This window comes from Mycobacterium sp. URHB0044, from assembly GCF_000620625.1.
Taxonomy (GTDB): domain Bacteria; phylum Actinomycetota; class Actinomycetes; order Mycobacteriales; family Mycobacteriaceae; genus Mycobacterium.
In genome coordinates this window covers 55,409-73,636 of the sequence record NZ_JIAW01000008.1, presented here as the reverse complement: position 1 = coordinate 73,636, position 18,228 = coordinate 55,409, and the positions used below count along the sequence as shown (strand labels likewise).

The 18,228-nt window shown below is 65.1% G+C and carries 16 protein-coding genes and 3 pseudogenes; 8 read left to right on the top strand and 11 right to left on the bottom strand.

What is annotated here, in order from left to right; genetic code table 11:
- Positions 1-166: 166 nt before the first annotated feature.
- Positions 167-556, bottom strand: a complete 390-nt coding sequence (locus tag N536_RS0117910; RefSeq protein WP_155948636.1) for a nuclear transport factor 2 family protein — start codon at positions 554-556, stop codon at positions 167-169.
- Positions 557-1,313: 757 nt separating this feature from the next.
- Between N536_RS0117910 and N536_RS43570 the strand changes: the two genes are divergently transcribed.
- The 3 genes and pseudogenes from N536_RS43570 to N536_RS43565 all read left to right on the top strand — a co-directional run.
- Entirely contained in the window at positions 1,314-1,559 is a 246-nt protein-coding gene (locus N536_RS43570) for a 3'-5' exonuclease (protein WP_081809262.1), read from the top strand.
- The gene (locus N536_RS42245) at positions 1,553-1,720 is read left to right on the top strand and encodes a hypothetical protein (protein WP_155948635.1); all 168 of its coding nucleotides are present in this window, start codon (positions 1,553-1,555) and stop codon (positions 1,718-1,720) included. The genes N536_RS43570 and N536_RS42245 overlap by 7 nt, the downstream gene beginning before the upstream one ends.
- A 122-nt stretch (positions 1,721-1,842) precedes the next feature.
- Positions 1,843-2,181 (top strand): annotated as a pseudogene (locus tag N536_RS43565) (TniQ family protein); the annotation flags it as partial.
- A gap of 62 nt (positions 2,182-2,243) precedes the next feature.
- On the opposite strand, the pseudogene N536_RS38785 reads toward N536_RS43565, so the two are convergent.
- Positions 2,244-3,429: pseudogene (locus N536_RS38785) on the bottom strand (IS30 family transposase).
- A gap of 1,037 nt (positions 3,430-4,466) precedes the next feature.
- On the opposite strand from N536_RS38785, the pseudogene N536_RS0117895 reads away from it, so the two are divergent.
- A pseudogene (locus tag N536_RS0117895) lies at positions 4,467-4,646 on the top strand (aldehyde dehydrogenase family protein); the annotation flags it as partial.
- 104 nt (positions 4,647-4,750) lie between these two features.
- The gene (locus tag N536_RS0117890; RefSeq protein WP_029114856.1) at positions 4,751-5,584 is read left to right on the top strand and encodes a mycofactocin-coupled SDR family oxidoreductase; all 834 of its coding nucleotides are present in this window, start codon (positions 4,751-4,753) and stop codon (positions 5,582-5,584) included.
- 7 nt (positions 5,585-5,591) lie between these two features.
- On the opposite strand, the gene N536_RS0117885 is transcribed toward N536_RS0117890, so the two are convergent.
- Positions 5,592-6,092, bottom strand: a complete 501-nt coding sequence (locus N536_RS0117885; RefSeq protein ID WP_036436823.1) for a flavin reductase family protein — start codon at positions 6,090-6,092, stop codon at positions 5,592-5,594.
- 119 nt (positions 6,093-6,211) lie between these two features.
- Between N536_RS0117885 and N536_RS0117880 the strand changes: the two genes are divergently transcribed.
- The gene (locus N536_RS0117880; protein WP_029114854.1) at positions 6,212-6,883 is read left to right on the top strand and encodes a PadR family transcriptional regulator; all 672 of its coding nucleotides are present in this window, start codon (positions 6,212-6,214) and stop codon (positions 6,881-6,883) included.
- Positions 6,884-6,901: 18 nt separating this feature from the next.
- On the opposite strand, the gene N536_RS38780 is transcribed toward N536_RS0117880, so the two are convergent.
- Positions 6,902-8,602, bottom strand: a complete 1,701-nt coding sequence (locus tag N536_RS38780) for a 3-ketosteroid-delta-1-dehydrogenase (RefSeq protein ID WP_369798438.1) — start codon at positions 8,600-8,602, stop codon at positions 6,902-6,904.
- Between the two features lie 136 nt (positions 8,603-8,738).
- On the opposite strand from N536_RS38780, the gene N536_RS0117870 reads away from it, so the two are divergent.
- Both N536_RS0117870 and N536_RS0117865 read left to right on the top strand, forming a co-directional pair.
- Positions 8,739-9,881, top strand: coding sequence for a Rieske 2Fe-2S domain-containing protein (locus N536_RS0117870; RefSeq protein ID WP_029114853.1), 1,143 nt, complete (start codon positions 8,739-8,741; stop codon positions 9,879-9,881).
- Positions 9,878-10,168, top strand: coding sequence for a hypothetical protein (locus tag N536_RS0117865; protein ID WP_029114852.1), 291 nt, complete (start codon positions 9,878-9,880; stop codon positions 10,166-10,168). The genes N536_RS0117870 and N536_RS0117865 overlap by 4 nt, the downstream gene beginning before the upstream one ends.
- A 113-nt stretch (positions 10,169-10,281) precedes the next feature.
- On the opposite strand, the gene N536_RS0117860 is transcribed toward N536_RS0117865, so the two are convergent.
- From N536_RS0117860 to N536_RS0117825, 7 genes are all read right to left on the bottom strand, one after another.
- Positions 10,282-11,154 carry an SDR family NAD(P)-dependent oxidoreductase gene (locus tag N536_RS0117860; protein WP_029114851.1) on the bottom strand — a complete coding sequence of 291 codons (873 nt, stop codon included), beginning with the start codon at positions 11,152-11,154 and terminating at the stop codon, positions 10,282-10,284.
- A gap of 332 nt (positions 11,155-11,486) precedes the next feature.
- Positions 11,487-12,425, bottom strand: coding sequence for an alpha/beta hydrolase (locus N536_RS0117850; RefSeq protein WP_029114850.1), 939 nt, complete (start codon positions 12,423-12,425; stop codon positions 11,487-11,489).
- Entirely contained in the window at positions 12,422-13,288 is an 867-nt protein-coding gene (locus N536_RS0117845; RefSeq protein ID WP_029114849.1) for an IclR family transcriptional regulator, read from the bottom strand. Before N536_RS0117845 ends, N536_RS0117850 begins: the two co-directional genes overlap by 4 nt.
- A 174-nt stretch (positions 13,289-13,462) precedes the next feature.
- Positions 13,463-14,923, bottom strand: coding sequence for an FAD-dependent oxidoreductase (locus tag N536_RS0117840; protein WP_029114848.1), 1,461 nt, complete (start codon positions 14,921-14,923; stop codon positions 13,463-13,465).
- Complete coding sequence (gene bphC, locus N536_RS0117835) at positions 14,920-15,828, bottom strand: biphenyl-2,3-diol 1,2-dioxygenase (protein ID WP_029114847.1); 909 nt, start codon at positions 15,826-15,828, stop codon at positions 14,920-14,922. The genes N536_RS0117840 and bphC overlap by 4 nt, the downstream gene beginning before the upstream one ends.
- A 2-nt stretch (positions 15,829-15,830) precedes the next feature.
- Positions 15,831-17,012, bottom strand: coding sequence for an acyl-CoA dehydrogenase family protein (locus tag N536_RS0117830; protein WP_029114846.1), 1,182 nt, complete (start codon positions 17,010-17,012; stop codon positions 15,831-15,833).
- A gap of 97 nt (positions 17,013-17,109) precedes the next feature.
- The gene (locus N536_RS0117825) at positions 17,110-18,150 is read right to left on the bottom strand and encodes a ferredoxin--NADP reductase (protein ID WP_155948634.1); all 1,041 of its coding nucleotides are present in this window, start codon (positions 18,148-18,150) and stop codon (positions 17,110-17,112) included.
- Positions 18,151-18,228: the final 78 nt, after the last annotated feature.

The window sequence follows — 18,228 nt, the reverse complement described above, 5'->3', positions numbered from 1 at the left end:
TGGACGAAGGAATCGCGGGAAGCAGTTTCCAGCTGGAGGTAAGGCCGCTGCCGCCATCTAGCGAACGCACTGCCTCCACGGCCGTCTACCGTCTGATCCGAAGACGTAGCCTGCCTGCATGCCGTCAGCAGATTCAAACAGCGCTCATGCGCGTGACATGTCCTGTTTAAGTGGCCCGCCGTGGGGCGGCTATGTCCATTTCCAAGTGAATATGTGCGACCTGCCCGTCCCGCATCTGAAACGTCGTCACCGCGGGAAGCGACGTCTGCTCACCTGATACGAACCAATAGGTGACGGTTGCGTCGACGACTATCGTGTTGGGTGATGGCGTTGTGACGGTACGGATTTCGTGGTGTAGTGCACTCAGCGTGGAGAAGACTGTCCGCGCGCTGTCGCCTACGGCGGGAAGTCCGCGTAGTTCGCCTGCGGGGCTGACCATTTGCACGTCATCGGCCAAGTCGCGCACGAAACCTTCCACGCTAAGTGCATCAGTGCCGGTCGCATAGTGCTCATGCACCCACGTCGCCGCGTCCATGGTGTTCTGACCGACCGTCACGTGCACTAGCCGTCGAGAAAGTGCTGAAGCAGGGGCCAGATTGTGTTGGCACGCAGAAGAACGAGCAACTCTTACAACTTGCTACCGATCAATCCCTGTCATCTGTTCTCTGGTAAACAGCCTGCGCGCAGTCGGAATCGGTGAAGTGAAGCCCCACTCCGAGCATCCTGGCGGATCTGACACCATCCATGTCGTAGTCGGATCGGGTGTTCGCGCAGGAGAAGCTGCGTACAAGATCATCCGCCAAGCAGGAGTCTCAGTCATGAGAACTCGCGTCATCGCTCACCGAAGGTCGGACGCCCGCGCACTTCTGCGCACAGGTAAAGAACCGCCCCATGGCAGTTCCCAAATGGAGACACTGTTGGTCGCGTTGGCTGACTTACGTTCCGGCACAGACCCTACGGGCAGGATGCGTGCGATTCGCCGCGTTGAGGCGCACGTGCTCAACCAATTCTCATGGCCCGACGATCTGCAGGTGGAAGGAAGGGCCGACCAACTCGAGCATCTCGAAGTGACGCCAGAGGAGCTTCGAGGTGTGGTTAGCCAGCTTCTGCGGTCTTCGAATGATTGGGGTGACCCTGATTCATGCAAGTTGGAAGTGCGCACAATCCTCGAGGACTTCGCTAGCCGCACGCGGGTTGAGCTTGCTTAGCGTTTGGGCACCCGACTGAAAGTTCCCGAAAAGGTATCGAGTTTCTGGGAAAGTCGAACTGCAGGAGCACCTGCTGAGACTCCGGACTCACTTCGTTGGGGCCACGTGCACGGGGTCAAGGGTGATGAGTTCGAAGCGGTGATCATGGCGCTTCCGTCAAGGGCCTCCGGACCTACGCACGTTCTGGACGATTGGAGAGACGGCATCAACTCCGAGCAGCGCAGAGTGCTCTATGTGGGAGTCAGTCGCGCGATGAAAGAGCTCGTGACTGTTGTTCCTGCATCTCGACGGGACGCGTTGGAGTCGATCCTTGCCAGTGCTGGCGTCCGGCATACGGTAACCGTGTGCTGATGATTGAAGGCACGGACGAACAGCAAACTGGCTGCAGCGCGCAAGAGAAGAAGGCCCAATTGCTTGACTCGTCGGAAGGGTTTGCACCTACTCGCCTGCCGCTTGTCGTCGGCCTAGCGTTCGCAAGCTGCCGTGAACTGGGATTATGCAGTGATTATTGACAAGCGTGCACTGATTGTTAAACAACAGCGTCAGCAGACCTGACACTTCACATGCCGTAAGGGCAGGTCAAGCCGCTGTTAGCGGCGTTGGCTCGAAAATCTTGTCAAAGTAGCTGCCGAAAATGAGAGTCGAACGCCGGCGGTTGCCGCTGCAGGTGAAGCCACTCGAAGGCGAGTCAATCGACTCTTGGTTGGAGGCGACCGCGCTCGCCATGGACCTGACCATGGGGGCGCTCGCCGCAGCTGGGGGATTGCCGACCACCGTGAGGCCATCTTGGAGGAGTTGGCTGTCATCAAATCAGGCCCTCGCACTAGCTGCGGCAACAGGGCTGCCAACGAGTTCCCTGAAGTCGATGACGCTCAGTCGTTACGATGGCCTCGCGCTAAGTCTGGATCCGGAAGCGCACGTCCTTGATCCCGACTTTCCCTTCGGACCGTTGTCGTGGTCGCGGTTCTGTCCCGCGTGCATACGCGTGTTGACGACGGTTGAAAACCAGGCCAGTCGCGACGGGGCGAGTTCTAGTCAACATCGCAACACTGACGGACCGCTTGACGCTAACAGGGCGACGAATAGGTCGGCGGGACAACGGTCTTTGAGGACCATGCGTGGACGGTGGTTGAGTTCGTGTTCGACGGCCAACAGATGCGCCGGTGGGTGGTTGATGAGGGTGACGCCCTTGGGGAAGTAGTCACGAAGCAGTCCGTTGGTGTTCTCGTTGCTGCCGCGCTGCCACGGCGATCGGGAGTCGCAGAAAGTAGACGGGCGCGCCGAGCTTGTCGGTGGTGGCGAGATGGCGCGCCATCTCGGTGCCCTGATCCCAGGTGATCGACCGGATCAGCGCCGGCGGCAGATCCTGCATCCGCGCCACCAGTGCGGCGTGCAGCGAGTCGGAATCAGCGCGGGGCAGATGCACCAGCCGCAGCATCCTGGTCTGGCGCTCGACCAGGGTGCCGATCGCCGAGAGGTGGTTGTCGCCGATGATGAGATCTCCCTCCCAATGCCCGGCTTGCGACCGGTCGATTGGTAGGAAGGGCCGATCGTGGATGGTGAGCATCGGCTGCTGAAAGCGCGGCCGCCGTGACTGCCGGCGCTGGTGGGCTCGGCGGTGATCACGACCGGTGCGCAGCGGCGAACGTCGGTGCGGCGCCAGTCGCGAGGGCCGCAGGAAACGCGAATTCGGTTGATACACAGCCTGATAGATACTCTCATGACACAACCGCATTGATGAATCATCGGGAAAGCGCAGACGCAAATGGCGGCTGATCTGCTGCGGACTCCACCGCTGACCAAGCAGCTCGGAGACCAAGCCGCCGAGCTGACCATTGGTGTCGACTCGGCGGCGGTGTTGACGTGCCCGCCGGACGGTGGCTCGACGATGAGCGTCGAACGGGCGATATCCGCGACCGGCGACAGCGTTGCGCCGCAGCTCCCGTGAGATCGTCGACGGCGCCCGTTTGAGCCGAATGGCGATCGCCCGAAGGCTCAGCCCGGACTGACGCAGATCGGCGATCTCGATGCGCTCGTCCTGCGATAGGTAGCGCGAGCTGATCTGACGCACTACCAGCCGATCCAAGGGCGCGACGAACCCAACCACCACACCGTTGCGGTAGACCTTGTGCCCACGCGCCCAGTTCGCCCCTGAAGAGCGCGACACACCGACCTCGCGGGCCGCGGCTCGGATACTCCACCCCCGGGCCCGCAGCTCCATGAACCGCTGGCGTTTGGCCGACTGCGGCCGGCGACCCGGCCCCTTCTTCACACGACGCGATGATGTCAACACAACCTCCAGAACCTAGAGAAGTGTTGCGACCGCGCCTAGAAACCACCCCGTCGCCCCTGGCCTAGATTTGGACCGTCGTCAACAACGCGAAACAGTTGGCCGGTGGCGGTTGTCTTGGCGGCTCGGTTGGTCCTTTGCGTGCCTGGATCACAACTGTCTACTCGTCGATGTGTGCCCTCAGTGTGGCAATCATCAGCGATCTACCCAGCTCTATCGCAGTGTTCCGTCTCCCACCGCCTGCAGGTGCCGCCACCCGTTGGACGCAGCCCCGGCCTTGCAGCTGCTCGGTGACGACCATTCTTTCTTGTGGGCGCACCGCGGGCTGTATGACCTTATTGATAACGGCGGGAGCGGTTTTGGCGTATTCGAGGCGCACGCGAAGTCGCAGACGGAAGTTCTAGCTGCGGTAAGGAGTCTCGCGAACCGGGCGCTCAACTTCGCTTCAGAGCACGGCCTCTCCATAAGCGGCGTCTTTGAGGAAGCGACAGGGCAGGAGTCTGTCGAGTTCGTTCCTACCCAAGCGCGGGAGACGTTGAATAACAAAGCGCCGCAGCGAGCTTTGGATGCCGCGGTCGGGATAGCGATGGCGATGCGAATATTGGCACAGCCGAGCATCAGTGATGCCGGGGACCGCGCCCGCTCGATCATCGAGGGGCAGAACGCGACGACCGGTCCGGCCGAGATTCGGTCCTGCAGGCGGGACGGTGAGATTCCTGCTGCGATCGTACTGAAGGCGCGCAGCGCCGACTTCGGACCTGAACAACAACTTCAGTACCGTACCGCAACGATCATGCCGCGGGTTCCGGACCCGGACCCGAGTCGTGATCGCACAATGGCGGCCAAGTTGCCGGCGGCTTTTTGGCCAGAGTGGGCCCGTCAGATGCTGGCTGATCTTCGTCCAACCGTGATGCGCGAAACGCTTTCCTGTGCTGCGCTCCTTGTCGGCAGCACGCTCAAAGCTGTTTCCCGACCAGGCCAACCGCGTCGCCGACAAGATCGAGGCGGGCATGGTGTTCGTCAACGCTGTCGGAGCCGACGGCGTCGAGCTGCCCTTTAGTGGAGTGAAGCGGTCCGGCTTCGGGCGTGAACTCGGCCGCTTCGGCATCGACGAGTTCATCAACAAGAAGCTGATCCGCATCGCGTGAGGGTACAAGCGCGCCGGGGTGAACGGACGCACTGAAGCCGGCGGGTTTTCCACTCAGCAGGAAGGTGTGTTGTCGCTCGTAATCGCCCGCGGCACGATGGCCCAATGGCTGGACGTCTCGAGGGGAAGGTCGCACTGATCACCGGTGCGGCACGGGGGATCGGGCGCGCGCAGGCGGTTCGCTTCGCCGAGGAGGGTTGCGACGTCATCGCACTCGACGTGTGCGGCGCCGTTGACACGGTGGTCATTCCGCCGTCGACACCGGCGGACCTCGATGAGACGGCACGGCTGGTCGGCGCAGCGGGCGGCCGGATCGTCAGTGAAGTCGTCGATGTCCGGGACTTCGATGCTCTGCGGGCAGCCGCAGACCGGGGTGTCGAGCGGTTCGGTGGCCTGCACGCGGTGTGTGCGACGGCCGGGATCACCTCCCGCGGTGCAACAGTCGAGATGGACGAGGCGGTTTGGCAGACCATGCTGGACGTCAACCTGACCGGCGTGTGGCATACCGTCAAGGCAACCGCGCCACACTTGATCGCCAGTGGCGGCGGATCGGTGATCCTGATCAGTTCGATCGCCGGTCTGCGCGGCCTGGTCGGTGTCGGGCACTACACGGCCGCCAAACACGGTGTCGTAGGGCTGATGCGCACCTTGGCCAACGAGCTTGCCCCGCACAATATTCGGGTCAACTCCGTCCACCCCACCAACGTCGACACCCCGATGATCCAGAACGACGTCGTCAGCCGCGCCTTTCGTCCCGATCTCGACCGCCCACCCACACGCGACGAGTTCGCCGAATCCGCGTGTGCGATGAACATGCTGTCGATCCCGTGGGTCGAGGCGATCGACGTGGCCAACGCCTGTTTGTTCCTGGGGTCCGACGAAGCCCGTTACATCACCGCTGTCACCCTTCCCGTCGACGCGGGCAGCACGCAACGGTAGGAGCTGTTCAGTCCCGCGTTTCGAACCCTCCGAAGCCACCGCGATAGAACAACAGCGGCCGGCGCTCGGGATGTGCGTGTAGCGCGGTGACGCGGGCGACGACGATCGTGTGGTCGCCTGCCACGTGTTCGAACTCCAGGTCGGCTTCGATGGTAGCCAACGCTCCATCGAGTGCCGGAGTGCCATTCGTCGCTTCGTACCAACCGATTTCGGCGAACTTGTCGCCGCCGCTAGTGGCGAATCGCATGCACAGTTCGCGTTGATCATCGGCCAGCACGTTGATGCACATCCGCCCCGTCGAGCGGATCCCCGGCCAACTCGTTGACGTGGAAGCCGGGCAGAACGACACGTATGGCGGCGCCAGCGACGCCGACGTCACCGACTGGCAGGTGAACCCGATCGGTCGGGCTCCGTCGTGACCGGTGATCGCGGTGACGCCGGTGCAGAAGTGGCCGAGGACCGAACGCATCGAGGCGGAATCGGGGTCGGTGGTGCTGATTGCAGTCATTGGATCTCCGTGGTGGTTGTCCGTTTGAGCCTGCGGATCGCTCGCGCTAGCCGCAACCCGCCGTCCCGGCCAGTGGCCGGCGCAACCACATCGGCTGACCAGGTTGTTAGGCTGGCGAAATGGACGGAGGCGACCAGGCGGCGAAGCCCACGCTCGCCGGTACCAGCTGGACGCTGCTCGGCATGATGTCGTACGAAGAGGAAGTCAGCGGCTACGACCTCAAGAAGTGGATGGACTGGAGTGTCGGCTTCTACTATTGGAGTCCTTCCTACAGTCAGATCTACACGGAGCTGAAGAAGCTCGAGGGGCTCGGCCTGGTGACGTCGCGGGTGGAACGCGACGAGGGCACCCGCACACGCCGGCTGTACCGGATCACACCTGCTGGAATCGACGCAGCGGTCGAGTGGACCAACAACGCCCCGGTCGATCCACCAATGCTCAAGCACAGCGTCCTGTTGCGGATCACCTTCGGCCACCTCAGCAATCCAACCCGGCTCAAGGAACTACTCCGGGAGCACCTCGCCTATGTCGATGCTCAGCATCGGCGCGCGGTCGAGGACGCCGAAGGGGCCGAGGCGCAGCCGGCGTGGGCGTACTCCGTGATCACGCTGCGCTGGGCGGCGAAATACTATGCGGCCGAGCGGGAGTTCGCGCTGGAACTGATGAAGGACATCGACGAGGCGGACGCGGTTCTCAAGAAGGCGGTGAAGGGGACCGCGGGAATGCCACGGTCCACGCCCGGTTACTGGCGCGAGGTGGAGAAGCAAGTCGACGCCCGTCGCGAGGAGTGACCCGGTCGCCGTGATTCGTCACCGACGGCCGGCCGCGTCCTGCGCGGCGATGTATCCGTACACCAAACCCTGCGCGATCGTCGCGCCCGCACCGGGGTAGGTGGCGCCGAAGGCGTTCGCCGCGGTGTTGCCGATCGCGTAGAGACCCTCGACGCAACTGCCGTCCTCGCGCAGAACGCGGGCGCGGTCGTCGGCCAATAGCCCACCGCAGGTGCCGAGGTCGCTCAGAACCATCTTCACCGCGTAGAACGGCCCCTTGGCCAGCGGTCTGAGATTCGGGTTCGGGGTGATGGTCGGGTCGCCGTAGTACCGGTCGTAGGCGCTTTCGCCGCGGTGGTAATCGGCGTCGATTCCGGCGTGGGACGCCTCGTTGAACCGCTTCAGAGTCATCAAGAAACGTTTCGACGGCACTCCCATCGCGGTGGCCAGGTCAGTGAATGTGTCCGCGCGACAGGCGATTCCGGCGTCGTACCACGCCTGGGGGATCGACATGCGCGGGAACAGTTCGGCGGCGAAGACATAGCTGTTGCGGTATTGCTGGTCGAACACGATCCACATCGATTCGATGGGATGGCCGGACCTCTCGCGTTCGAGCACGCGCTGGCCGAACGACATGTAATCAGACGATTCATTGGTGAAGCGGTCACCTTCCTGGTCGATGATCAACGAGCCGGGAAGCGATCGTTCGGCCAGCATCACCGCGGGCGCGCGGTCGGGCAGTGGTGCCACCGCGGGGAACCACCACGCCTGATCCATCAGGCCGGTACCGGCACCATGTTCTTGCGCGATGCGTATCGCGTCGCCGGTGTTGGTCTCGGCGCCGAGGCTGAGGTTGCCGCCCAGCGACTCGGACTGAAACTTCCACCGCATGTCCATGTCGTGGTCGAAGCCACCGGCCGCGAGGACCACTCCACGGCGCGCGGTGATCATTACCTGCACACCGTCGTGGTCGACGACGGCGCCGCCGACACGCTGACCATCGGTGGTCAGCCTGATCAGTGACGTCTCGGTCCAGACCGGGATGCCCGCCGACAGCACGCCCGCGAACATGCCCGCCGCGAGTGCCTGTCCGCCTGCGGCATAGCGTCGGCCCAGCAGCAGGCCGCCGACGCCTTGGGCGAGTCGCTTGGCGATCGTCGGAACGCCCTTGCGTGGAACCCTGGCCACCAGGTTCATCCAGCGGTAGTCGGCACCCGTGGTCGGCATGGGAATGGCGGCCTCCATGAGGCCGGGCCGTAGCTTCGCCCGGTACGCACCGAGGATGGAGGTGTTCAAGGGCCGACATTCGCAGGTGCGCCCGAACGCCGTCCCGCCGGGTGCCTCGGGGTGGTAGTCGGAGTACTCCCTGGCCCAGAACAGCCTCATCGGCGTGGTGCGCCGCAGCATCTCGACCGTTTTGGTCAGGTGCTCGAGGAATGCCGCGGATCGCTGCGGCGGTGCCGTTCCGTCGACCACCGAGCTCAGGTACGTCCCGGCGCGCTCGACGGTGTCCTCGCCGCCGCCGTCGCGGATCACCGGCGATGCTGGTAACCACAACGCACCACCCGACCGCGCAGTGGAACCGCCGACGTAGGAGGACTTTTCGACGATCAGGACCGATAGTCCGAGTTCGTGGGCGGCGAGCGCGGCCGCCATTCCCGTGCCGGATCCGACCACGAGCAGATCGACTGTGGTGTCACCGACTGGAATGCCTACGGGGATGGTGGTGTGGGCGGTCACAGTCACGACGGTAAGGCGGGCGGCCCATGTTGTGAGTGGTTTCTCCTAGTCAGCGGAACAAGCACCACCGGAGGAGCATCATCGGGGATTGAATCGAAGCATCGACCAGACCACCACGATTCAAGGACGGTTCCCGATGACCCTGCAGTCGAATGTCGATGAAGTCCGGCTGATCGAGGCTGAGGCGGCACCGGCCAGATTCGCCCGCGGATGGCACTGCCTCGGTCTGACGAGGGACTTCGGTGACGGCACTCCGCATGCAGTCGACGCATTCGGCGAGAGGTTGGTGGTCTTCCGCAGCGAGGACGGCCGGATCAACGTGCTGGACGCCTATTGCCGCCACATGGGTGGGGACCTGTCGCAGGGAGAAGTGAAGGGCAACGAGATCGCCTGCCCGTTTCACGACTGGCGGTGGGGTGGCGACGGCCGGTGCAAGAACGTTCCCTACAGCCGACGAGTGCCGCGGATCGCTCGGACCGCGACGTGGGTCACCCTCGAACAGGACGGCATGTTGTTCGTATGGAACGACCCCGAGCGGCAACCACCACCGGCGGACGTGACGATTCCCCGAATCGAGGGGGCGATGAGTTCCGAATGGACGGACTGGCATTGGTACACGACGATCGTCAACACCAATTGCCGCGAGATCATCGACAACGTCGTGGACATGGCGCACTTCTTCTACATCCACGGTTCGCTGCCTACGCACTTCAAGAACATCTTCGAGGGCCATGTTGCGACCCAGTACATGAACGGCGGCGCCCGCCCGGACCTGCCCTCTCCAGAGGGAGCACCGCAAATGCTGGGTACTACCTCGGTCGCGTCCTATTGGGGACCGTCGTTCATGATCGACGACCTGACGTATCACTTCGAGCAGGGCGATCAAAAGACGGTTCTGCTGAACTGTCACTATCCGATCGACGCGAATTCCTTCGTATTGCAATACGGGATCATCGTCAAGAAGTCCCCGGACTTGTCCGAGGATGCCGCGATGCAGACGGCCGTCGCTCTGGGCGACTGGGTCAAGATGGGGTTCGAGCAGGACGTGGTCATCTGGAAGAACAAGGCGCGCATCGACAATCCGCTGCTCGTCGAGGAGGACGGCCCCGTCTATCAGCTGCGCCGCTGGTATGAGCAGTTCTACGTCGACGTCGAAGACGTGGCGCCCGACATGGTGGACCGCTTCGAGTTCGAGATCGACACCACCCGACCTCGCGAGCAGTGGATGGGCGAAGTGAACGCGAACCTCGCGGCGCGCGCGTCCGGACCCCTGGAATGACCGTGCGCCCCGACAACCGTCTCGACGACGGGCCGATGGTGCCGGTTGCGTGCCGGCGGTGCGGGGCAGGGGTTCTTGCCCGCAAGAGCAGCTGGGACCAGACCAGCGTGCAATGGAATGCGGCGGCGTCGGGGCGGTGCGAGGAACGGCGCGACGCGCTGAAGCTGGCGGGCCACGGTGAACGCAACCTGTTTCTGGCCTGTTCGGCGCTGGGGGATTCCATCGCCGACGCGGTCCGGCGGGGCGAGCTGGTCGTGGTCGACGACACCACCAGCGCCCGGATATGAGAGGCACATTGAAGGCGGCGCTCGCGAGCGTCGCATTAACCGTGGCTGCGCTGGCCCAATCGCCAATGTCTGCTGCCGCCATGGACGTTGGAGGGTGTACGGATGCCCCGAAACTAGTGCCGTGCCGCGTCAAATCGTGGTTTGGTGCGCAGCTGAGGTGGCTGCTGTGAGGTCAGAACCGCGGCGCGCTCCGACATCGCCGAACCGACGTACTCGGGTTGGGTCAGCAGATAGAACCTGCCATCTGCCGACTCTTGGAAGATCACCTCGGCCGCGGCGAGGGGATCCATGGCGGCGGCCTTGATGTCGACCATGGCCTCGCGCTGTGCCTCGGCGGCCTTCGCATCACTGGCGGTGTCGTCGACGCCACCTGCAGTCTCGAAGATGTTGGATACGACAGGGCCTGGCAGCACCGCCTGAACGTGGACGTGATCGTCGTGGCCGGCGAGTTCGACCTCCACGCGCAGGCATTCGGTGAGCGCGAGTACCGCGTGCTTGCTGACGATGTAGGGCGCCTGCAGGGGGACGGTGGCGACGCCGCCGATCGACGACAGGTTCCACACCCACGCCGGTTCGGCCGCGGCGATCATCTTCGGCAAAAACGCCCGAACGCCGTGGAAGACACCGCTGACGTTGACGTCCATCACGCGGTTCCAGTTGGCGACAGGCGTGTCCCACAGATAGCCGAACTGTTCGACACCGGCGTTGTTCACCAGGAGCCGCACGGGACCGACGTCGCGATAGGTGCGGTCGGCCAGTTCCTGGACGGCGTCGGGATCGCGGACGTCGCACACCACGGCGATGGCTCGGCTACCACCGGCCAGCAGTTCGTCGCGCAGTACGGCGATCGCGGACGCGTCGACATCGGCCAGGACCACCGTCATGCCGAGCCGACTGGCATGACGGGCCAGTCCGGCACCGATTCCGGCGCCGGCGCCGGTGATGACGGCGACCCCGCCGCCGAACGTGTCGCGTGAGTCGCTCATTACGTGCTCGATGCCGCCGCCGTGCTGTACTGCGCAAAGAGAACCGAGGCGTCGGCATCCTCCTGAACCTCGGACAGGCTGGTCTCGGTACTCATGACGTCGAGTCAACAATGGTGTTGCGGTTTGCGGCACACGCGGGCCCGGTCAGCGGGATACAGTCTGCGGCTTGGCGAGTCGGGTGCGCAGGTCTCGCTTAGGTAGCTTGCCGCTGGGATTCTTGGGGAGCGCGTCGACCAAGAACACGTATTTGGGTGTCTCTAATCTGGCGAGGCGAACGCGCTGTGTGCCGGACCCCGAACACCGCTACGGCACAGCACCTTCGGTGCTTCCGATCAGCGCAGTGTCCGACCCAGCATGCGCGCCAACGCGCCGCACGCCTCGGCGCGGGCGCGGTGAGCGATGTCGAACATCGGCATCGTCATGAAGCCATGGATGCCGCCCTCGTAGTGGCAACGCGTCACTGGCACCCCCGCCGATTCCAGCGCGTCGGCGTAGAGGCTGCCGTCGTCGCGTAGCGGGTCATGCCCTGCGATCACGATCACGGCCGGCGGAAGACCGTCTAGCGTCGCGTTCAACGGGTTCGCGTACGGGTGATCCCGATCGGCGACCGTCGGCACGTACTGATCCCAGTACCACCGCATCGCTTCGATCGGGTTGTAGAACCCCTTGCCGAATAGTCGGTAGGAGTCGGTAGTGAAGTCGGCGGAGATTACCGGGTAGAGCAAGAGCTGCGCTGCGATCGACGGGCCGTTGCGATCGCGGGCCATGAGCGAGGTCACTGCGGCCAGGTTTCCTCCGGCACTGTCCCCGCCGGCCGCGATCCGCGTCGGATCGCCACCGAGGGCGTCGGCATTCGCCGCGGCCCACTGCACGGCGGCATAGAGGTCGTTCGCCGCCGCCGGCCAGGTGCTTTCCGGCGCCAGCCGGTAAGCCACCGAGAGGACCACGGCCCCAAGGCGATTCGCGAGGTTGCGGCATAGCCCGTCATGGCTGTCGAGATCGCAGAAGACGAATCCGCCGCCGTGGGCGTAGACCAGAATCGGCAACGCGCCGCCGGACGAGCCCGCCGGGCGGTAGATCCGGACGTTGAGGTCGCCGCCGACGCCGGGGATGGCGATGTCACGGACTTCATCGACCACCTCGGGTTGAGCGGGGGAGACGTACCGAGACCGGATCGTCGCTCTGGCTAGAGCACCTGACATGGTGTGCACGCGTGGAAACCCCGCGTCCAGCGCGTCGATCAGGTCGGCGATCTGGGGATCGAGGCTCACGCGTACTGCAGGGCCGCCGTCTGCGGCGACGACGTGGGCCGGGCATTGGGTCCCAGACGCAGCGGACGCATCTGCTGCAGGGTGGGAGCGACCCGCTGAGGGCCGTCGTCGACGTTGCGCCAGATGCCCATCGCTGCCATCCGCACCGGGGCTGCGAGTCGCTGGTCGAACTGCATGCGGCTCATCGGCCCGCACACGGAAATCGCTGCGGCCGCATCGCCGGGGCCGCCGATCGGCGCTGCGACACAACCGAATCCGGCGACGGACTCTTCACGGTCGAAGGCCACGCCGTGGGAGCGGACCCTGTCGAGTTCGGTGCCGAGTTGTGCGGCGGTGCTGAGGGAGTACTTGGTCTTTCGGGTCAGCAGTCCGGTGCCGACCACCTCCGCTGCATGACCCCGGTAGGCCAGGATGGCCTTGCCGACGGCCGTGCAGTGGGCCGGTTGTCTGCCGCCGACGCGGGTCGGCAGCGCCGCCATCATCCGGTCGCCGACCTTGTCGAGGTACACCACGTCGGAGCCGTCGAGGATCGCCAGGTGCACGACGAGGCCGGTGGCACGGTGCAATTCGTGCAGCAGGGGGATTGCTGCCTTGTGCATCCGATCCTGGTGCACGGCGAGTGAACCAAGTTCGACTAGTCGCATGCCGAGTTCATAGTCACGTCCGGTGCGGCGCAGCCAACGCAGTGCCACCAGGCGTTCGAGCATCCGGTGCGCCGAGGAGCGCGGCAAGCCCGTGCGGCGGACGATCTGCGCCAAGGTCAGCCGCCCGGGCCCCTCGAAGGCGTCGAGTACCAGCGACACCCTGTCGATGACCGCGCTGGGGGTGGTCGATTCGACGGTGTTCGTCTCGAGCTCCGTCATGAGGCGCCTCCAAGGTCATCGTTTCGAATAGGACATATTCCTAATAGGAATATGCCTGTTTGTACCATATTGATGTGGCTGTTGTCACTTGGCTGAGCGAATGTGTTCCAGGGCGCTCGACGCATGCGAAGACCGGCCGCACGCCACGCGTGCGGCCGGTGTGGACGGAGGCAGTCAGCCCTTGGCGGCCGAACGTCCCGCGCGGCGGCCGTAGAAGCTGCCGTCACCCAACGAGATACCGCTGGCGTAACCCCATGCGGCCAGCCCCGCAGTGGAACGCCCCGCGGCGTAAAGCCCGGGAACCGGTTCACCGCTGACGTGCAGAACCTCGGCGTCGAGGCTGGTTAGCAGGCCGCCGAGGGTGAAGCCGCCGGTGGATTCGCGCAGGTCGATGGCACCAAACGGTGAGACGAGGGGCCTGAGCCACTGCGGCTTCTTGTGCAGCAACGGGTCCTCGCCGTGGGCGGCGCCGTCGTTGTATGCAGACACCGTCGCCTGAAGCGACCCGGTTGGAAGACCGATCTCCGTCTCCAGGTCGGCGACCGTGTCGCACACCCAGGTCGGCGGGCGCATCATCATCTGCGGTGACAGCGACGCCATGGCCTCCTGCTGGGCGTCGTCGTCGACGATGAGGTATGCGGTGTTGTCCTGGTGATAGAGGGTGAGCTGCCCGACCCGGCCCGGATAGGTGTCCTCCGCGACGTAACGCTGGCCGCGCCCGTTGACCAGGATGCCGCGTACCAACTGCTGCGGGTCGATGAAGATCGCCACCTCGGTGGCATCCATGTGTGCGAGGTCCGCGCCGAGGGCCTGGGCCATCCGGATCGCGCGACCGTCGTGCTGTTCGATCGACGCGGCCGGCCGTCCCGCGATCCGTGGGGCGTACTGGGCCACCATCGCGTCGTTGTAGGCGAAGCTGCCGGTCGCCAGCACCACGCCGCGGCGGGCATGGATGGCGACCTCGGTCCCGTATCGACGCCCCACGAGTCCGACGACCCTGCCGTCGGACTCGACGACGAGTCGTTGCACCCGCACGTCGTACAGAGCACGCGCCCCGGCGGCGGTGGCGGTGTCGACGAGAGGCTTCATCAGCATGAAGCCGGCACTGGCCTCGCCCTGCTTCTTGTTCGACATCTGGGGCACGTGGCCCCGCGGTGCGGGGTCGGCGATGGTGTTGAACGGGAACGAGTTCTCGCCGCCGCTGTACATCAAGCCTTCGTCGCCCATCGGTTCCCAGCCCGGCTCGCCGAAGAACGCCGCGCGGAAGGGGACACCGCAGCCGACCAGCCAGTCGAAGTGCTCGATGCTGCCCGCGCAGTAGTCGGCGATCCGGTTCTCGTCGGCGCCCGGGCCCATGGCGGCGTTGAGGAACGCGGCCATGTTGTCCGTGGAATCCTCGAACCCGCAGGCCTTTTGAATCGGAGTGCCGCCGCCGAGGTAGATGAACCCACCAGCCATGGCTGCCGCGCCGCCCCAGGAGCCGGTGCGTTCGAGCACCAGGACGTCGGCACCGGCGCGGGTCGCTTCGACGGCCGCTGCCGCGCCCGCCACGCCGTAGCCGGCGATGACGACGTCGGCTTCGTCATCCCACGACGTGATAGCCGAGGCTGGCAGAGGGGTGACGTCGTCGGTCATGGCCGCATCGCCGCCGGCAGGTCGCTCACCCATGCATGACCCCAATAACTGTCTGCGGTGATTTCCTCTGCGGTGTAGCGCGTTTCGTCAACTCGCATTCCGTCGGTGCCGAATTCGATGTCCCAGTCGCCGGGGGCACGCACGTAGAACGACACCATCTTGTCGTTGGTGTGACGGCCGAGGGTCGACGACAACTGGAAGCCGTCCTTGTTTACCCGGTCCAGCGCCTGCCCGACGGCGTCGAGGGAGTCGACCTCGACCATCAGATGCACCAGTCCAGGGTCGCGTTGGTGCGCGGCGGGGCAGATCGCCAGGCTGTGGTGACGCTCGTTGATCCCGAGGAACCGGACGCGAACCGGGCCGAACTCGGCGGGCACCGGAACCCGGAAGGCGCCGCGGGAGCGAAAGCCGAGCACCTCGGTGTAGAACTCGTACAACCCGCCGGGATCAGTGGCGGGCACGACGACGTGACCGAGTCCTTGATCGCCCGTGACGAAACGCGCTCCGAACGGCGTCACAACGGGGCTGTGGTCCAGCACCGCGCCGTGGAACACCTCGACCGTGGTGCCCGCCGGATCGTCGAACGTGATGACTTCTTCCACCCGACGTACGTCCGCGTCAGCCAGAGCCAATTCCTTGAACGGAACTCCGGCCCCGTCCAGCGCGGTCTTGACGCGCTCCAGCGCAGGGTTATCGCGGACCTCCCATCCCACGGTCACCACACGATCCCGCTCGCCGGGCGTGACGATGATGCGGGCGGCACGCTCGTCCATCCGTAGATAGAGGGCCGCAGGGTCGGGGCCGGTGCCCTCGGCGAAACCCAGTACGCCGAAGGCGAAGTGGCGCCAGCGATCGATGCTCGCGGACTCGACGGTGACGTAGCCGAGGCTGGTGATGTCGGCCATGGTCAGATCATCGCTCGCAGCGGACCCTGCGGATCGACGCCGAGGGAACTCAGCGCGGAGGCGTGGTACACGGTGCCGGGCACGTGGATGGCATGCGCCAGACCGGTGTGCGCGTCGCGCCAGTACCGCTGCAAGGGCTTGTCCATCCGCATCGCGTTGCCGCCCGAGCGACCGAAGATCGCATCCACCGCGGCGACGGCACGCCACACGGCACGCACCTGGGTACGGCGGCCGGCCGCCCGGTCTTCGAACGAGACCTCCTTGCCCGCATCGACGATGTCGTAGATGCGGTCGACGTTGGCCAGCAGTTCCTGACGGGCCGCATTGATGTCGGCGGCCGCCTCCGCGACGGCGTACATGACGTAGGGGTCGTCCTTGATCGCAGTGCCGTTGGCGCCCACCCGCTCTCGCTGATAGTCCAGGTGCGCCGCCAGCGCCCCCTCGGCGATGCCGATCACTGCCGACGAGATGCCGAGGGGGAACATCGTCGACCACGGCATCAGGTAGAGCGTCTTGGTCATGCCGGCCTCAAGCTGCGCCGTGCCATCCATGACCTTGATCGCGTCCATCGTCCGGTAGGCGGGCACGAAGGCGTCGCGGACGATGACGTCCTTGGAGCCGGTGCCGCGCAGACCAACTACGTCCCACGAATCCTCGACGATCTCGTAGTCCTTACGCGGCAAAATCATGTGCAACATCTGCGGCGGCATCACCGGCTTGCCGTCGGCGTCGCCGAGCATGGCGCCCAAGATGATCCAGTCGCAGTGGTCCGTGCCGGAACTGAACTGCCAGTGTCCGTTGAACAGGTAGCCGCCATCGACCGGCTTGGCCACGCCCTGCGGCGCGTACGGCGAGGCCACCCAGGTGTCGACGTCGTCGGCCCACACCTCCTCGCCGACGCGGGGATCGGCGTAGGCCAACTGGTACGGATGCACGCCGACCACGCCGTTGATCCATCCCGACGCTGGGTCCAATGCGGCCGTCGCCATCACGGTCTCGGCGAACTCGCGAGGATGCACCTCGAACCCGGCGTGCTTCTCGGGCTGCAACAGCCGAATCGAGCCGGCGTTCTTGAGGCTCTTGACGGTCTCGTCGGGCAAACGCCCCAGACGCTCTGCCTCCCAAGCCTGCTCGCGCAGTTCGTCGGCAATGCCGTTGATCCTGTCGAGTACCCGCTCGCTCATGCTCTGCCCTTTCGTAGCAAGTCTTTCTCGATGGTGGACCCTGCGACCGCGTTACCGTGGGGTTTCTTCCCGGTCAGCGGACGACAATTCGGAAGCGTCAGAACTCGATGGTGATCTCGTCGGTCACAGGCCGTGCCTGACAGCCGAGCACGAGGCCGGCCTGTAGATCGTCAGGCCCCAAGATGTCACTGGGCGGCATGTCCACCCGGCCCGCCACGACGGTGCACGCACACGACCCGCACCGACCTTCCTGGCAGGAGTACGGCACGTCGATGCCCACCGCTAGCATCGCGTCGACCAGGCTGCGGTTGCGCGGCCATCGGACGGTGTGGCGCCGACCGTCCAGGGAGACTTCGACGGTCGCGGCGTCGCCAACGTCGTCCGGGGTCGGGGCTGGAGCGTCGAACGGGTCACCGGCCAGGGAACTGAACACCTCGGCATGGACGTGGCCACGGGGCACACCTGCCGCGGACAACGCGTCGTGCACGGTGGCCATGAACGGTCCCGGACCGCACACGTACGACTCGAATCCGTCGTAGTGCGCGGCGAACGCCGCCAGCTGTTCGCCTGACGGCAGACCCTGCACCGACTCCAGCCAGTGCATGACCGACAGCCGCCGCGGGTAAACGGCGGTCAGGGCGCGCAGCTCATCGCCGAAGATGACCGAACGCTCGTCACGGTTGGCGTAGAGCAACACCACCTCGCCCGAGCCCGCGGTCAACGCCGACTTCAGGATGGACATCACCGGCGTGATACCGCTGCCGCCTGCCCAGAGCAGGAAGTCGCGATCGAGCTCGCCGGGGCTGAAGGCACCCGACGGCGGCAGCACCTCGACGTGGTCTCCTACGGTGACGTTGTCGCACAACCAGTTCGACCCGTATCCGCCTGCCGTGCGCTTCACCGTTACCTTGGGCGCGGGGTCGACGTGCGGCGAACTCGCCAGCGAATAGCACCTGGCGACCGAGCCTGTCGCGTCGCTGGGAATACGCAGCGTCAGGAACTGGCCCGGCCGATAGGCGAGGCGTTCCGGCCGGTCCTCGGGTAGCCCGAACACTAGGGAGCGAGCGTCGGCGGTTTCCTCGATCACGTCGTTCACGACGAGCAGCATCGAGCGCGATCGGATCGGCGTGTCGAACATGTGTGGCATGGTGCCGGGCGCCGGTCCGAGACGCACTGTCCGCGCCCGGTAAGAGGGATTTCCTTGGTAGGTCGTCCG

What these genes read in the sequence shown, in the direction of transcription:
- N536_RS0117890 (WP_029114856.1), top strand. Translation starts at nt 4,751, where the DNA reads ATGGCTGGACGTCTCGAGGGGAAGGTCGCACTGATCACCGGTGCGGCA.
- N536_RS0117885 (WP_036436823.1), bottom strand. Translation starts at nt 6,092, where the DNA reads ATGACTGCAATCAGCACCACCGACCCCGATTCCGCCTCGATGCGTTCG.
- N536_RS0117880 (WP_029114854.1), top strand. Translation starts at nt 6,212, where the DNA reads ATGGACGGAGGCGACCAGGCGGCGAAGCCCACGCTCGCCGGTACCAGC.
- N536_RS0117870 (WP_029114853.1), top strand. Translation starts at nt 8,739, where the DNA reads ATGACCCTGCAGTCGAATGTCGATGAAGTCCGGCTGATCGAGGCTGAG.
- N536_RS0117865 (WP_029114852.1), top strand. Translation starts at nt 9,878, where the DNA reads ATGACCGTGCGCCCCGACAACCGTCTCGACGACGGGCCGATGGTGCCG.
- N536_RS0117860 (WP_029114851.1), bottom strand. Translation starts at nt 11,154, where the DNA reads ATGAGCGACTCACGCGACACGTTCGGCGGCGGGGTCGCCGTCATCACC.
- N536_RS0117845 (WP_029114849.1), bottom strand. Translation starts at nt 13,288, where the DNA reads ATGACGGAGCTCGAGACGAACACCGTCGAATCGACCACCCCCAGCGCG.
- N536_RS0117840 (WP_029114848.1), bottom strand. Translation starts at nt 14,923, where the DNA reads ATGACCGACGACGTCACCCCTCTGCCAGCCTCGGCTATCACGTCGTGG.
- bphC (WP_029114847.1), bottom strand. Translation starts at nt 15,828, where the DNA reads ATGGCCGACATCACCAGCCTCGGCTACGTCACCGTCGAGTCCGCGAGC.
- N536_RS0117830 (WP_029114846.1), bottom strand. Translation starts at nt 17,012, where the DNA reads ATGAGCGAGCGGGTACTCGACAGGATCAACGGCATTGCCGACGAACTG.
- N536_RS0117825 (WP_155948634.1), bottom strand. Translation starts at nt 18,150, where the DNA reads ATGTTCGACACGCCGATCCGATCGCGCTCGATGCTGCTCGTCGTGAAC.